This window comes from Variovorax sp. RKNM96, from assembly GCF_017161115.1.
Taxonomy (GTDB): Bacteria; Pseudomonadota; Gammaproteobacteria; order Burkholderiales; family Burkholderiaceae_C; genus Variovorax.
On record NZ_CP046508.1, the window covers coordinates 3,013,907 to 3,027,922 of the forward strand.

The 14,016-nt window shown below is 65.7% G+C and carries 15 protein-coding genes; all 15 read right to left on the bottom strand.

Going from position 1 to position 14,016, the window contains the following annotated elements:
• Positions 1-8: 8 nt before the first annotated feature.
• The gene (locus tag GNX71_RS13865; RefSeq protein ID WP_206178847.1) at positions 9-368 is read right to left on the bottom strand and encodes a hypothetical protein; all 360 of its coding nucleotides are present in this window, start codon (positions 366-368) and stop codon (positions 9-11) included.
• Positions 369-383: 15 nt separating this feature from the next.
• The gene (locus tag GNX71_RS13870) at positions 384-1,001 is read right to left on the bottom strand and encodes a glutathione S-transferase N-terminal domain-containing protein (RefSeq protein ID WP_206178848.1); all 618 of its coding nucleotides are present in this window, start codon (positions 999-1,001) and stop codon (positions 384-386) included.
• A gap of 196 nt (positions 1,002-1,197) precedes the next feature.
• Complete coding sequence (locus tag GNX71_RS13875) at positions 1,198-1,830, bottom strand: acyloxyacyl hydrolase (protein ID WP_241027264.1); 633 nt, start codon at positions 1,828-1,830, stop codon at positions 1,198-1,200.
• 40 nt (positions 1,831-1,870) lie between these two features.
• The gene (locus GNX71_RS13880; protein WP_241027265.1) at positions 1,871-2,575 is read right to left on the bottom strand and encodes a hypothetical protein; all 705 of its coding nucleotides are present in this window, start codon (positions 2,573-2,575) and stop codon (positions 1,871-1,873) included.
• A gap of 99 nt (positions 2,576-2,674) precedes the next feature.
• Positions 2,675-3,910, bottom strand: coding sequence for a hypothetical protein (locus GNX71_RS13885; RefSeq protein WP_206178850.1), 1,236 nt, complete (start codon positions 3,908-3,910; stop codon positions 2,675-2,677).
• A 124-nt stretch (positions 3,911-4,034) separates the two neighbouring features.
• A complete protein-coding gene (locus GNX71_RS13890) occupies positions 4,035-5,165 on the bottom strand; it encodes an iron-containing alcohol dehydrogenase (protein WP_206178851.1) in 1,131 nt (376 codons plus the stop codon).
• A gap of 123 nt (positions 5,166-5,288) precedes the next feature.
• A complete protein-coding gene (locus GNX71_RS13895) occupies positions 5,289-6,212 on the bottom strand; it encodes a LysR substrate-binding domain-containing protein (protein ID WP_206178852.1) in 924 nt (307 codons plus the stop codon).
• 104 nt (positions 6,213-6,316) lie between these two features.
• Positions 6,317-6,946, bottom strand: coding sequence for an NAD(P)H:quinone oxidoreductase (gene wrbA / locus GNX71_RS13900; protein WP_206178853.1), 630 nt, complete (start codon positions 6,944-6,946; stop codon positions 6,317-6,319).
• A gap of 49 nt (positions 6,947-6,995) precedes the next feature.
• Positions 6,996-7,946, bottom strand: a complete 951-nt coding sequence (locus GNX71_RS13905; protein WP_206178854.1) for a ring-cleaving dioxygenase — start codon at positions 7,944-7,946, stop codon at positions 6,996-6,998.
• Positions 7,947-7,977: 31 nt separating this feature from the next.
• Positions 7,978-8,658, bottom strand: a complete 681-nt coding sequence (locus GNX71_RS13910) for a nitroreductase (RefSeq protein WP_206178855.1) — start codon at positions 8,656-8,658, stop codon at positions 7,978-7,980.
• Positions 8,659-8,826: 168 nt separating this feature from the next.
• Complete coding sequence (locus GNX71_RS13915) at positions 8,827-9,729, bottom strand: tryptophan 2,3-dioxygenase family protein (protein WP_206178856.1); 903 nt, start codon at positions 9,727-9,729, stop codon at positions 8,827-8,829.
• 27 nt (positions 9,730-9,756) lie between these two features.
• Positions 9,757-11,145 carry an amidase gene (locus tag GNX71_RS13920; RefSeq protein WP_206178857.1) on the bottom strand — a complete coding sequence of 463 codons (1,389 nt, stop codon included), beginning with the start codon at positions 11,143-11,145 and terminating at the stop codon, positions 9,757-9,759.
• A gap of 122 nt (positions 11,146-11,267) precedes the next feature.
• Positions 11,268-12,317, bottom strand: coding sequence for a glutathione S-transferase family protein (locus GNX71_RS13925; protein ID WP_206178858.1), 1,050 nt, complete (start codon positions 12,315-12,317; stop codon positions 11,268-11,270).
• Between the two features lie 222 nt (positions 12,318-12,539).
• Positions 12,540-13,163 (bottom strand): glutathione S-transferase family protein, encoded by a 624-nt coding sequence (locus GNX71_RS13930; RefSeq protein ID WP_206178859.1) that lies wholly within the window; start codon positions 13,161-13,163, stop codon positions 12,540-12,542.
• A gap of 143 nt (positions 13,164-13,306) precedes the next feature.
• Positions 13,307-14,008: a dienelactone hydrolase family protein gene (locus GNX71_RS13935; RefSeq protein ID WP_206178860.1), complete on the bottom strand. Its 702-nt coding sequence runs from the start codon at positions 14,006-14,008 to the stop codon at positions 13,307-13,309.
• Positions 14,009-14,016 lie beyond the last annotated feature (8 nt).

Here is a 14,016-nt window from a genome sequence, read left to right on the forward strand (position 1 = left end):
TGGGGTGCTCAGGCGTCGGGCGCGGTCGAGTCGCGCCAGCACAGCGCCGAGAGCACGGCGCCTTCGCCGTCGATCTCGAACTCGTCGGGCAGCGGCCCGTCGATGCGTTCCAGTTGCACGGCGCCGGGCAGCCGCTCACGCAGGTCGCGCGCCCATCGGCTGCCGTGCGCCATCCAGGCGGGACTGATCTCGTCGCCGTCCAGCGAGGGTTCCAGCATCACGATGACGCGCAGCATGGGCTCGTCCGTCGCCTGGATGGCCCACAGGCGCCGAACGGCGGGCTGCTCGGCATACCAGCGGGCGAGTGCGCTCGACCTGGCGCAGACCGGTTCGGGCGCTTCGAGAGAAGATGTCAGCGACAGTCTCATGGCATGTCCCGGGGGCTACTGCGGCATGCCGCTCTCGGCACCCAGCGCGGCTTGCACACCGGCGTCGCCGTCCATCATCCGGACGAAACGCGCGAGGTTGTCCAGGCCTTGCATGTCGATCTTCTTGGCCGCCGACCAGCGCGAGATCACGAACAGGTACGGGTCCGCGATAGAGCGCTCGCCGGTCAGCCAGTCGCGTCCGTCGAGCTGGTCGTCCAGCCGCGCGAGGTATTCGCGCACATGGCCGCGCGCGTTGTCCGCAAGGACGGGCGCCATCGCCGCGTCTTTCAGGAAGCGCTGCGGCACGAAGATCGGTTTGAACGCCTTGTGCACATCCGAGTTGAGAAAGCCCAGCCAGCGCATGACTTCGGCGCGGGCGCGCGGCGACCCGTCGCCCAGCAGGCGAGCTTCGGGGTACAGGTCGGCCAGATAGCCGAGGATGGCGACGTTCTCGGTGAGCGACAGGTCGCCGTCCGTCAGCAGCGGCACCGTGCCGCCCGCGTTGATGGCAAGGTAGCTGGGCGACTTGATGCTTTCCAGGCTCATGCGCACCGGTTCGTGGTCTGCGCCGATCCACTGGAGAACGATCAGGTCGGCGAGGGAGCATGCGCCGGGCATGTGATAGAGCTTCATGAGGTATTCGTTGGGTTGAGGCGAGTCGTTCGCTTTTCGGCGGGACGTTCGGCTTCGCTTTGTGAAGAAGAGGCTTGCGAACGATTCGATGCTAGGCAGGCATGCGCGGCGACGGAAGGCATGTGTGGGGTTGCACCGTGTTGTCGCGAGCGCACCAATCGCGGTGCCGTGCCCGACACCTTCTTGCGCAGTGCCACTAGAACCTGCGTGCGTACCGCAGCTGAATGAAGTTTTCACCGGGGTTCGGATGCTTGATGCCCGCATTCGAGAAGTGTTCAAGGCGCAACGCGATCTCGTGCTGGCGTTGCGCACCGAAGCTGCGGCCGACCGCCAGGTGGGTGCCGAAGTTGAAGCTCGTCGAAAAGCTCTTCTCACGTGTCCTGTAGACCGACGAGGTAGCGGTGACGCCCACCCCGGTTTCGAAGAACCACGGCGAAGCGCCATCCGCGGGGCGGTAGCGCAGCACCGGGACCAGCGCGAACTGCGACAGGTGCGAAAGCCCCGCCCGGTCTGCCGACTGGATCTGCCAGTAAGCGTAGGAGGCTTCCAGATAGCTGCTCAGCTCGCCCGGTCCCAGTTGCCATCGATAGGGCAGGTCCCAGGTCAGCCCCGCGGTCAGCGTGCGCGTACCGTGCGCCGAGCCGAACTGAGTGAAGAGGGAAGAGGGTTGGTGCGAAGGCGTGTCGGCGCGCGCCACCTGCGACATGCAGGCGCCGATGCCGAGAAGGACCATTGCCGCGGCATGTCGCTTGCGACGGAGTTGCGGTAGCAGAAGTTTGAAGCGGAAAGTTCGATCGGACATTTGATTGGCGGATGCATCGAGCGACACGGGTCTCGCGGTGTCGTCGAATGCATGGGAGGCTCAGAGTTCAAGGGCGATGCGCGCTGGCCAATGACGGGGTCGAGCCCACGGTGAATGCAAGCGCGGCATCGGCGGGTTCAGCCGCCGGCGCATCTGCGGGCGTTTCGAAGCGTCCGCCAAGGCGATTGCCGGCCGGGTCTTCGAGGGTGCCGCGTGCGATGAGGCGGTATTCGCCTGCGCGCCATGGGGCGTGCGGCGTGAATACCCAGGTGCGCTCGCCATCTTTCAGCAGGGCTTGACCACTCACGCGCCGGCCGTGCGGGTCTGCGATCGCGAGGTAGCCGGCGTCCCGGCCATCGATGGCGTCGTCCAGCGTCACGACGAGCGCTTGCCTCGACGCGGCGCGCACGGACGACAGGCGCCATGCCGACAGCTGCGGACCGCTCGTGTCCGCGGGCCCGACGTGCCAGTGCCGGATGGGATGGTCGTCAAGCGTCAAGGTCACATCGTCTCCGTCGACCAGGATCGGCCCCAGGACCTCACGCGCGTTCAGACCGGTCTTGACGCGGCCGGGATGCAGCAGCACGGTCAGGATTCGGCCGTTGGGCGACCAGAGTTCCTGCGCGAGAAACGGTTGCGCGAGCGGCTTTCCGTCAGGGCGCAGCAGCGCGAGCCTCGGCAGCACCGGGCCTTCGATCCGGGCCGTGAACTCGATGGACAGGCGCAGCAGATTGGCCGGCACCTGACCAGCGGATGGCTGGACGCGCACCATTTGCGCAGCTGCGGGAGATGGCGCGGGCGGTCCGGCGTGCGCCGCGCCCAGCGTCACGGCGAGCGCCACGGCGCCGCACAGTCGGCGAAGACGCACGGCTTACTCCGATGCCTTGATCAGGTCCGGGAAGCCTTCGTCCTTCAGCAGCATGTCCTGCCGGGGCTTGATGTTCTGCAACTGGAAGTTGTCGCCCTTGAAGCTGTACTCCGCGAAGGCGTACTCCGAGACATGGTCGGTCAGCCGGAAGCTCAGTTCCTTGCCGATGGACACGAGCTGCAGCGCGTCCTTTTCGAGCCGGCGACGCACGACGACGAACGACTTCTCGTCGAGATTGTCCAGCCGCAGCGTGCCGGCCAGCGGAGCTTGCATGACCTCGACGCCCGCGAGCTGCCCGAACGGCACCTGCTTCTCGATGCCGGGACGCGAACCCGTCGCTTCCAGCTGCGACACGGGAATGACGTTCGACACGCGGTCGAAGTTCGCCAGCAGCAGGAAGTCTTCGGTCTTGCCCTGCTCGGTGCGCGAGTAGGAAATCATGTCCGCCGGCGTGTTGCCATAGCCGAGTTCGGCGACGGTCTTGCCCCGGATGTGCGCGCCGTCCTTCAGGTCGTCCAGCGGGATCGTCACCAGCGGCGTGCACGTGTAGGCGGCCACCAGGTAGGGCTTGCCGCCCCAACTCGCGAAGCTCATCGCGCGGATCGGCGCGCGCGTCTCGATCAGGTTGTGGCCCGCGTGGTAGATCTCCACCGAGGTGACTGATTGCTTCGAGTCGAACGGGTACTTGACCCGACGCAGCGTCGATGCGAAGTCCTGGTTGGAAAGGCCAGCGACATAGAGCTCGCCTTCCCGCCACTTCATGTCGGTGACCGTGAAGCTGCGCTCTGGCGTTTCCCTCCAGAAGCTGTAGTCCGAGGTGGGCGCGTCGCGCAGCGCGACTGAAGTCGAGGCAGCCGCCTTCAGGTCGACGCGACGCGCCTTCTTGTCGCTGGTAACCATGATGAGCGCTGGCGTCTTCGCGGCGCCGTAGCTCACGGCGACGTACACCTGAGCGGTGCCCGGCCGCACGACCATGTCTTCGACCGTAACCTTGGCGCCGCCGACCTGGGCGGAGAGCAGCGTCTCGAGATCGAGGATGTTGAAGGCCGTGCCCGCCGGCTGCTGCGGCGCTGGCGGCAGAGAGATCGCGTGGACGCGTGCGGCTTTCCAATCGGCGATGAACAGGATGTTGCCGGGACCTGCTGCAAGGCGGGAGACGGATTTCACATCCGCCGCGGCGGCGCCGAGGGAGGCACCGAGGCAGCAGGCAAAGACAGTGGTGACGGTGGACAGACGCATGGGGAACTCCTGGAAGGATGGGATGGACCCCGTCGATCCTAGGAACGGTCGGCCTCTGGCGGTAGGCATGCGTGAGGGATCACGACGTTGACTGCGAGGCACCAATGCGCCCGCCGTCGTTGGCTCACCAGAGGCTGTCGAGCAGCGCGTCGAGCTTGACGCTCGCGTTGTTGCCGAGGTCGGCCACCTCGTTGGGGTAGTTCTTCTTCAACAACCGGGCAACCTCGGGGAGCTTGGCCTTGTCGAGATCGAAGGCGCCGATGCGGTCGGGCAGGCCGAGCGACTTCACCACCTGCGAGATCCTGTCGGCCAGGTGCGCTGCGGCGTCTTCGTCGCGTGGAGTTCCTGAGGTGCCTGGAGCGAAGATGCCGAGCTTGTCTCCGTAGAAATCCGCGCAGGCGCGAATCACCGGCGCCAGCGTGATGCAGGATGTCGCGCTGTGCGGCAGGCCAAAGGTGCCGCCCAGGATGTGGCCGATGCGATGGCTCAGGCCATAGATGACCGACGCGGGCGAGAAGTAGCATTGCCAGGCCGCCAGCTGGAGCTGCAGCAGGTCGTCGGGTGCCACCAGCCCCTTGTCCAGCGCCTCGCGCGTGGTCATGGCCTGCGGCCACTTCTGCAGCACCGTCATGAACCGCTCAAGCCCGCTCGCCGCCATGATCGCGTGCGGGTGCTCCTTCGTGACCTTGCGCATGCCCTCCACCGCATGGTCCATGCCCTTGATGGCGGACGACAGCAGCAGCGCGCGCGGCGTGTCGAACACGAGCACGGGGTCGATCACGACCACCTTGGGCACCGTCTCGCGCACCGCATAGCTGCGCTTGAATTTCTCGGGGCCGTCGGTCTCGGTAATGCCGAAGTAGTGAGAGAACTCGGAGCCCGAGAGCGTCGTCGGCAGTGCCGCGATGGGCAGGTAGCGTCCCGTCTTTTCATGATGCAGGTACGACACGGCCTTGGCCGCATCGAGCACCGAACCGCCGCCCAGCGCCACGATCGACTCGGCCCCTGCGTGAAGACAGGCATCGAGGCCAGCTTGCACTGCCACGTCCGGCACGTGCGCGGGCAACTCCGTGAAGCTGCCCACGGCCTGCTTCAGGTTGGGCCGCACGCAGTCCTGGTAGAGCTTTGTCAGCGGTTCGACGGTGAACGTCATCGGCCGATGGATGCCGTGCTCGCCGAGCCGTGCCACGGCACCTTGCAAGATGTGCTGGCCCCAGAAGATGCCGTCTTGCGGCAAGCAGTTCAAATGATTCATCTCGATCGGCCTTGTGGAAGTCAAGGCCGAAAAGATAGGTCGTTCATCCGCAGCTCACAAGCCGCTCTTTGCCGGATGCAGCGTTCAGGTTCGTGGACGACACGGCTTTGCGGCTCGGCCGCTTCACTCGAAGCTGCGGGGGTGGTCGAAGGCCGTGACGACCGGCATTTCCACGGCAAGGAAGTCGACCAGCGAACGCACCGCGGGAAGCAGCCCGGTGCGAAACGGGATCAGCGCCGAGATGCGGGCATCCGCCGCCGACCAGTCGGGCAGAAGTTGCTGCAAGGTTCCGTCCCTCAGCTCCGACCTGCAGATATAGCCCGGAAGTGCGGTGATGCCCAAGCTCGCGCAGGCCGCCTCCTTGAGCGCGACCATGTTGTTGCTTTGAAAGCGCGGGTCGATGGGCATGACGAGCTCCTCGTCGTTCGGCCCCTTCAGCTGCCACTGCTGCGCCCCGTTGCGCACCATCGCGATGGTGGCGTGCTGCGCAAGGTCCGCGGGGCTTTCGGGCACGCCCATTTGCGCGAGGTACCCGGGACTGGCGAACAGGTACCAGGGAACGTTGGCAAGGGCGCGCTGCACCAGCGTGGAGTTCTGCAGCGATGCCGTGTGCCCGCGTATCGCAAGATCGAAGCCTTCGCCCACGATGTCCACGTACCGGTCCGTCGCGATCTCCACGACGCGCACCTTCGGATACCGGTTCATGAAGACGGGAAGAATTTCGCGGAGGGCGAACTGCGCAATCTCCACGGCCGTGGTCAGCCGGATGACGCCGCTGGGTTCGGCCAGGCGCTGGCGCACCGCTTCTTCAGCGACATCGGAGCTGTGCAGCATCGCGACCGCGTACTGGTAGAACTCCTTGCCGATGTCGGTCATGCCGAACTGGCGGGAGGTTCGGTTGAGAAGCCGCACCCCCAGATAACCCTCGAGCTCCTGGACGCGGTGGCTCAGTGTCGACTTTGGAAGGCGAAGGGCCGACCCGGCCGCCGTGAAGCCTCCGCGGTCGACGACTTGGACGAAATAGAAGACATCCTTCAGATCCAGCATCGCAGTCCTGGTGAGAGAGCAGGGAGGCCGCGCAACAGTAACAACAGCAGCGACAGCGCTGCCGCCGAGGATAGCGCTGCAACTCTCTGCTCGCTATCCCCGTCTCAGGCGGCTTCCGCCACCGGCTGCGCCACGCGCAGCGACCGCGCCACCGATGCGACGCGCCGGCCTTGGTAGTTCGCCACGGCAAGGTCTTCGGCACCCGGCATGACCGAGTCCCTGTTCGAGACGTGAGTCGCGCCGTAGGGCGTGCCCGCCGCGAACATCGCGGGATCGGCATAACCCAGCGGCACGATGATCAGGCCCAGGTGCGCCATCGGGCCGTAAAGCGACAGCAGCGTTGCCTCGTTGCCGCCGTGCCTGGAAGAAGTCGAGCCGAACACCGAGCCGGCCTTGCCGTTCAGCTTGCCCTGGAACCAGAGGCCGCCGAGCGAGTCGATGTAGGCCTTGAGTTCGGCGGCAATGGAGCCGAAGCGCGTCGGCGTGCCGAAGACGATCGCGTCCGCCCATTCGGCGTCCGCCTCGGTCGGGGCTTCGTACTTGGCGTTCATTTCGCTGGCCCGCTCGGACCACTCGGGCACCTGGCGCATGACTTCCGGGGCGACGAATTCCCGCGCGCGGCGGAGCCGGACCTCCGCGCCTTCGGCCATGGCGCCCTGCGCGACAGCCTTGGCGAGAAGCTCGGTGGAGCTGTTTCGGGAATAGAAAGCGATGAGAACCTTGGGTTTGGACATGGGTTGACCTGTGTGGGAAGAAAAGAAAAAGAAGACGCCTTGCACGCCCTCAGACGGCAATGGGCTCCAGGCGCGCAAGCAGTTCGTCCTTGCGGTCGCGCAGCCATGGCGGCAGCTGGAACTCGGCGCCGAAATGGCCGGGCTCTTCGTCGATGGCAAAGCCGATGTCGGTGGTCGCAGCCTCGAACATCACGCCGCCCGGCATCTTGAAATACATCGAGCGAAAGTAGTTGCGGTTGACGGATTCGGAGGTGTCGATGTGACCCATCGACATCAGCTTTTCCTTGATCTGCATCTGCTGATCGACGCTGTCCACCGCAAAGGCGACATGGTGGATCGTGCCTTCGCCGTAGATCGACGAGCCCTGCAGGCGGTCAGGCTCGTGCACGAATTCGACGATGGTGCCGGGCTTGCCGTCGGCGGTTTCGAAACGATGGTGCGGGCCGGATTGGCCGGCGTAGTGGAAGTCCAGCGCCTCCTTCATGAAGATGATGGATTCATCGACCTCGCGCAGCGACAGCGTGATGCTGTGCACGCCCCGGATCGCGAATTGCGCCGGAATGTCGTCTGCAATGCAGGGCGGGCGTGTGTCGTTCCCGGAAGCCACGAGGTCGAACTCGATGCCGCAGGGGTGCTGGAAGCGCTGGCGCTGCTCACCGAAGCGCTCGACGATGGCCTTGTCGAAGACCACGCCGCGGGCGCTGAAGCGATCGCGCCAGAAGTCCAGTGAGCCCGCCGGCACCGAGTAGTTGATGACCTTGATCTGGCCCGAGCCGCGGCGTCCCTTCACCCCTTTTTGCTTGAAAGGAAACGATGTGACCAGAGTGCCGGCGTCGCCCTGTGCATTGCCGTAGTAGAGGTGGTAGACCGGCTCTTCGCCGTCCAGCAGCACCGTTTTCTTGACCAGGCTCTGGCCCAGCAGCTTCACGTAGAAATCCACGTCTTCCTGTGCGCCGCTGACGCAGGCGGTCAGGTGGTGGAAGCCTTTGATGATCGACATGTGAGTACCCTTGTGTGAGTGCAGTTGGTGACTATTGAGTAAATGAGGCGAATTGCTCGACCGGCGTTTTCTGCAGGGTCATGCAGTTCTCCGGCATGCCGTTGTTGGCCCAGCCCATCGACATGCCGGCAATCACCATCTCGTCCTGGGGAATGCCCAGTTCCGCGCGCAGCACATGGTGTTGCAGCGACCAGATCTGCTGCGGGCAGGTGTCCAGGCCGCGGGCCTTGGCGGCCAGCATGATGTTCTGAAGGAAGCAGCCGTAGCAGAGAAAACTGGCCCATTCGAGGCGGCGGTCCATCGTGAAGATGATCCCGACCGGCGCATCGAAGAACAGGAACTGCCGCTCCACATCGCGCATGCGCCCGCTCTTGTCGCTGCGGTGCACGCCCTGCGCATCGCCGAGCTGGCCCCGAAAGGTGTTGAAGCGGCTCGCGTACGGGTCGTGCAGTGGTTGGGGAAAGAACGGGTACTCCGGTGCCAGCGTCGCATGGTTGGCACGGAATTCCGCGACCGCTGCCTTGGTGACGCGGTCGCGGGCTTCGCCGGTCACGACATAGCAGCGCCAGGGTTGTGTGTTGCTCGAGCTGGGGGCATGGCTCGCGGTCGACAGGATGTCTTTCACAGTGTCGAGCGGAACAGGCCGCTCGAGAAAGCCGCGCTTGCTGCGTCGTTCCCGGATGACTTCGTCGATCGCCGGTTTTGCATTCATTTCCAGAATCTCCATCAGTAGGTTGGCTGACAAGGCTGTCTCTAAAAAATCGGTTTTGTAATTAACTGGATAGCGCTAAGCCGAGGGAAATCGTAGGTACGCCACGGATGCCTGAGAAGACCTTGCTTCTTGCACGCTCGGTCCGGGAATCACGAACGATCGGGGCGTTCATTTCCCGTGCCTGGCCATGTGCGGGCACACGGGTGGCGGGTCTCCGATGAAGGTGCGCGCCGACCAGAGTTCGGGAAACGGGATCTCGTCCATCGACGGTGCGAGCCACGCGACGCCCTCGGTGCCGAAGTACGCAGGCCGCGCACCGAAGGTTCGCCGGGTTGCCATCAGGTGGCGGAATTTCCAGTTGCAGAAGCCCTCGGCAATGTCGGCCAGGGTCTCGCCGAGTTGCTGGAGTTCGATGTTCGCGTTCGGGTCGGCGTAGATCCGGCGCCAGACCTGCTCGACTTCCTTGCTCGGGTTGTAGGGGGCGCTCAGATCTCGCGCGAATAACTCCGCCGGCACGTTCATCCCTCTGCGCCCAAGGAAGGCAAGCACGTCGTCATAGAGACTGGGTTCGGCGAGCGCCTTACCCAACTGTTCCCGGCGGTGGGGTTGCGGCTCGAAGTGCTGCAGATGCTCGGCCTGCTTGATGCCCAGCAGGTAGACCATCTGCCGATAGGTCCATCCCTGCAGCGCCGTGTCCTTGCCGTGCGTGGCGACGGCGCGCGAAAGAATCGCGAGCAGGTCGTTCGGCGTCATCCAGTCGATCGAGCGCCAGATGGCGTCCAGCGGCGCGTGGTGCGCAACGACCCGCAGCAGCGTGCGCCAGGCCTGCGGCAGGTTGTCCGCGCGCAGGAATTCCTGGGCCGTCTGGATCTCCTTGATGATGAGCATCCAGTAGAGCTCGGACACCTGCACGTGAACGATCCAGGCGTGCTCGCCGGGATGGTCGCTGACCGTGCGCTGCAGCGAGTGCAGCGTGTCGGTCTGCATCCACGCGCTGTAGGGCGTCTGGCCGGCCGCGGTGCCGGCGGGCGCCGGATGTTCGGTGTTCTGAAGGGTGGGGGTGTCGTTCACTTTGTGCTCCTGGTTGTGTGGGGTCTGTCAGCGCGCCGGCGTGGTCGCGGCCACCGGGCGCAGCATTTGTTCGATCTGTTGGGCGATCTGCAGGAGGGCTGCGTCGTGGCCCGGCTTCGCGACGATCTGCAGCGCTGCGGGAAGCAGGCCGTCGCGCGCGGCGAGGGGGATCGAGATGGCGGGGAAGCCCGCAACGTTGAAAGGCGCGGTGTAGGTCATCAGCGCCTCGCGGACCGTGCCCGACCAGTTGCCGATATCGATCGACGCCTGGTTCACCCGCGGCGCAGTGCATGGGCAGGTGGGTAGCACGAGGCAGTCGACCGCCGACATCGCGCGATGCAGCCTGGCCGTGAAATCGCGCCGCGTCTGCTGCGCACGCGCGTAGTCGCCCAGCGTCAGGGTCCTGGCGCGCTCGAGCCTGTCGATGGTCTCGCGGCCGTAGTAAGTGGCGATGCGATCGGTGTCGTTGCGCCGGAAGTGCTCGGCGCCGCCTTCGGTCAGGACGATGTGCGCGAAGGCCTCGAAGAGGCCGCCGAACAGCTCCGGCTCATCGAGCGTCGAGCAAGCGAAGGCCTCGCCGAGCCTCGCGACCGCGGCGTCGAACGCAGCCGCGACTTCGGCGCTCAACGGCACGGGCGCGATCTCACGTATGACGCCCAGGCGTGCGTGTGGATGTGCGGCGTTCCGCGGCGCCTCGATGTGGAAGGCGCCTGCGAGCAACGCGATGTCGTCGACCGTCTCGCCGAGAAAACCGGGATGGTCCAGCGTCGGCGCCAGCGGAAAGATGCCGCGTGTGGGCAGTGCGCCGAAGGTTGGCTTGAAGCCGACGACCCCGCACAGCGCGGCCGGAATCCGCACCGACCCGCCGGTGTCCGTGCCAAGGCCGGCCGCTACCGCGCCGTAGGCGATGGCCGCGGCGGCGCCGCCGCTGGAGCCGCCGGGAATGCGCGTGCGGTCCAGCGGGTTCAATGCGTCTCCGAAAGTGGCGCTGGCCGTGGTCACGCCCCATGCGAACTCGTGCGTGGTCGTCTTGCCGATGGGAATGGCGCCGCGCTCGATCAAGGCGCGCACGATGTCGGCGTCGAAGGCCGGAAGGTGCCCCAGGTAGGCGGCCGAGCCGTAGCTGGTCTCGATGCCTCGGGTGTCGATCAGGTCCTTGACGCCGATGGCCAGCCCTTCCAGCGGCCGTTGCCGGCCTTGCGCATAGCGCCGCTCGCTTTCCGCCGCGGCCCGGAGCGCGCCGTCCCAGTCGATGGCGGCGAACGCGTGCAGCTCGCGCTTGCCGGCCTCTGCCGCGTCGAGCGCCTGCTCGATCAGGCCGGAGACCGTGATGTGCCGCGTGGCAAGGGCTTCGAGCGCGCGGCGAAGACCGGGGGCGCGAGGGACCACGCGGGATGGCTGGTGGACGGCGTTCAAGGCTTGGCTCCGTGTTCACGAAAAAGTGGGACGAACTCGCCCGCCATCACGACGTGACGGGTGACTGGACCAGTGGCGAAAGATGCGGCGGGCGTTAGGTGCGTGCCATGCCGCGGAAAAGATCAGGCGATGGCTTCGGCGGTGCAGTCCGCCACGGCATCCATGTAGCGGGAGTGCGGCATCGAATCGAGCGACGCCCGGATCGCTTCCTTGCACAGCGAAGGCCGCCTGGCCAGTACGTCGAAATAGCGCGTGACGTGGGGCAGCGCGTCCCACATCGACGCCAGCCCGAGATAGTTCAGGCGCACGAGGTTCACGCCCCAGAGCACGTCCGCGAGCGAGAAGCTGTGCCCGTTCGTGCAGCCGAACGAACCCGCGGCCAGGTCGCGCTCCAGGTCGCTCAGCAACTGCCCCGTCTTCTGGCGCGCGGCACGCTGGAAGGCAGCGTCGTGGCACACCCTCTTGCCGCCGCTTTCCTTCACGATCTTGGCGTGATAGGCGGCCACCAGTTCGGGTTCGCCGGCGTTGTCGGCTATCAGGCGCTCGAGCGCCATGACCTTGTAGTCGTAGACCGTCTGCATCGACGCCTTGAGCGCCTCGGGCCGCAGGTCTGCATCCGGATGAAAGCCGTAGAGCAGGGCGCCGTTCGGAATCCTGTCGACGATGCCGACCTGGCGCATCACCTCGGCGCGCGTATCCGGCGCGTCGGGAACGAGCTGGAGCGGTTCGCGCGATACGCCATCGAGGTAGATGCAGATGCGCTGCGAATCGGCAATCACGCGGCCGGCCTCGTGGTCGACGAGCAGTGGCACGACGCAGGGGTCGAAACCTTCCGTCTCGACCGAGGTCCGTCCGCTGTAGCCGCTGACGAATTCCCGGTTCAACTCGCGCGCGGCGACCAGGCGCAATCGGATGTAGGCGGGGCTGTAGTGTTCAGCCGGAACCAAGCCTTCGCTTCCCATGGTGCTCAGGATCAGCATGTCGTTGGAGCGATACGAGAACGCTTTCTCGTGCAGCACCGTGCGCACCTTCTGCGAGCACAGCGAGCTCGCCGCATGGAAGAGTTCGAACCGGGGTTCCGGGAGGCCGCCCACGATGGCGATGCGGGACGGGTTCGCAATGGCGGCGCGCGCGGCGGCGGTCATTTCGATCAGGGAGGCACGACTCGTCATCACATTCCTCTTCAGCCTGCGCGGCAGGCACACCAACCAACAATCAATGAGCGGGGTTTGCGTTCGATCCGGTTCAGGATGAACGCAGGCAAATCGTAGGGAGCCCGCTGGGGATTGAGAAGGCGTCGGGGCTTGTACGCACGGTCCCGAAAATTCGAACGATCCAGGGCGCAGCCTCAGCGGCCGCAGGGTCGCCACATCGGCGCTCGATGCAGGCGCGGGTCAGGCGTTGGCTGTTGGGCCGTCTTCGGGAATCAGGTGCACCCAGCCGCGCTGCGCCTGCACGCGCGCCAGCCAGTTGCGGATGCCGGCGAAGCGCGCCATGTCGTAGCCGCCTTGGGCGGCCAATCCAACGTAGGCCGAGAGTGCGAGGTCGGCGATGGTGTAGCGCTCGCCCACGAGCCATGTGCGCGCGAGCAGCCACTGGTCGAGTTTTTCGATGCTTGGGTATCCGTCGGCATGGAACCTGTCGATGTCTTGCTGCTTGGCCTGTGCAAGGCCGCGCAAGTGAAGCACGCGCGGGATGGCGATGGCTTTCTGCAGGTCCGCCTGCTCGAAGAAGAGCCAGCCCATGACTTCGGCCCGCAGGTACGGGTCGTCGGGCAGGTAGGGCGTGCCCTCGGCGAGATGCAGCAGGATCGCGCCAGATTCGACAATCGGACGACCGTCTTCCAGCACGAGAACCGGCACGCGCGCGAACCGGCTGATCCGGAGAAACGCGGGTTCGCGGGTCTCGCCTTTCTGCAGGTCCAGCGTGATGCGTTCGTAGGCCAATCCCAACTGGCTCAGCAGGATGCGGATCTTCCATGAGTTGCCCGATAGACGACTGTCGTAGAGACGCAGCATGGTTGACTCCATCAAGTGAGGCCCGCGGGACCGGAATCGGAATGTCAGTCCGGCCCTGAGACTCGCCGCCAAGGCAAAGCCATCTCGGGCCGTCCGCCGATTTTCACCTTGGAAAGCCGTTGCTGCTGACGCCCGCCGGAGCCTCAGTCGCCTTGCAAATGCAATGCCAGGAAGGCGGCTGTCCTGCCGTTTGCCAGTGCGGCTGCTTCGGCGTCGTAGCTGATGCCGCGATGGCGTGCAAAGGCGTGGCCGCAACCAGGGTAGTTGTAGGCCTGCACCTGCGGATGGTTCGCCAGGGCGGACGAAATTTTCCGTTGCGCATCGACCGGGATGTATTCGTCCTTCTCCGCGAGATGAACGATCAGCGGGCTGGCGATGCGGCCCGCTTCCCCGATGTACTTGTCCGCGTTGCCGGGGTAGTAGGCCACCACCGCATCGGCGCCTGCACGCGCGGCCGTGAGGAAGGCCAGCAGGCCACCGAGGCAGTAGCCGACGACACCGACCCTCCCCGTGGAACCCGGCATGCCGCGGGCGGCGTTCACGACGGCGGCGATGTCGTTCACACCGGCATCGATGTCGAAGGCGTTGTACAGCGCCAGGGCCTGCGCGCGCTCCGCCTCCGTCCGGTCGGTGAGTTCGACGGCCGGGGCGATCCGCCAGAACAGGTCGGGGCACACGGCCAGGTAGCCTTGCGTCGCAAGCTCGTCGCACGACTGGTGCATGTCGGCATTGACGCCGAAGACTTCGTGGACGACGACGATGACCGGCGCGGGGAGCTTCTGCGGACGTGCGACGTACGCGGGAATGCTCCCGCCGGGCGTGGTGATTTGCAGCGGGTCGTGCATCGGTTTTC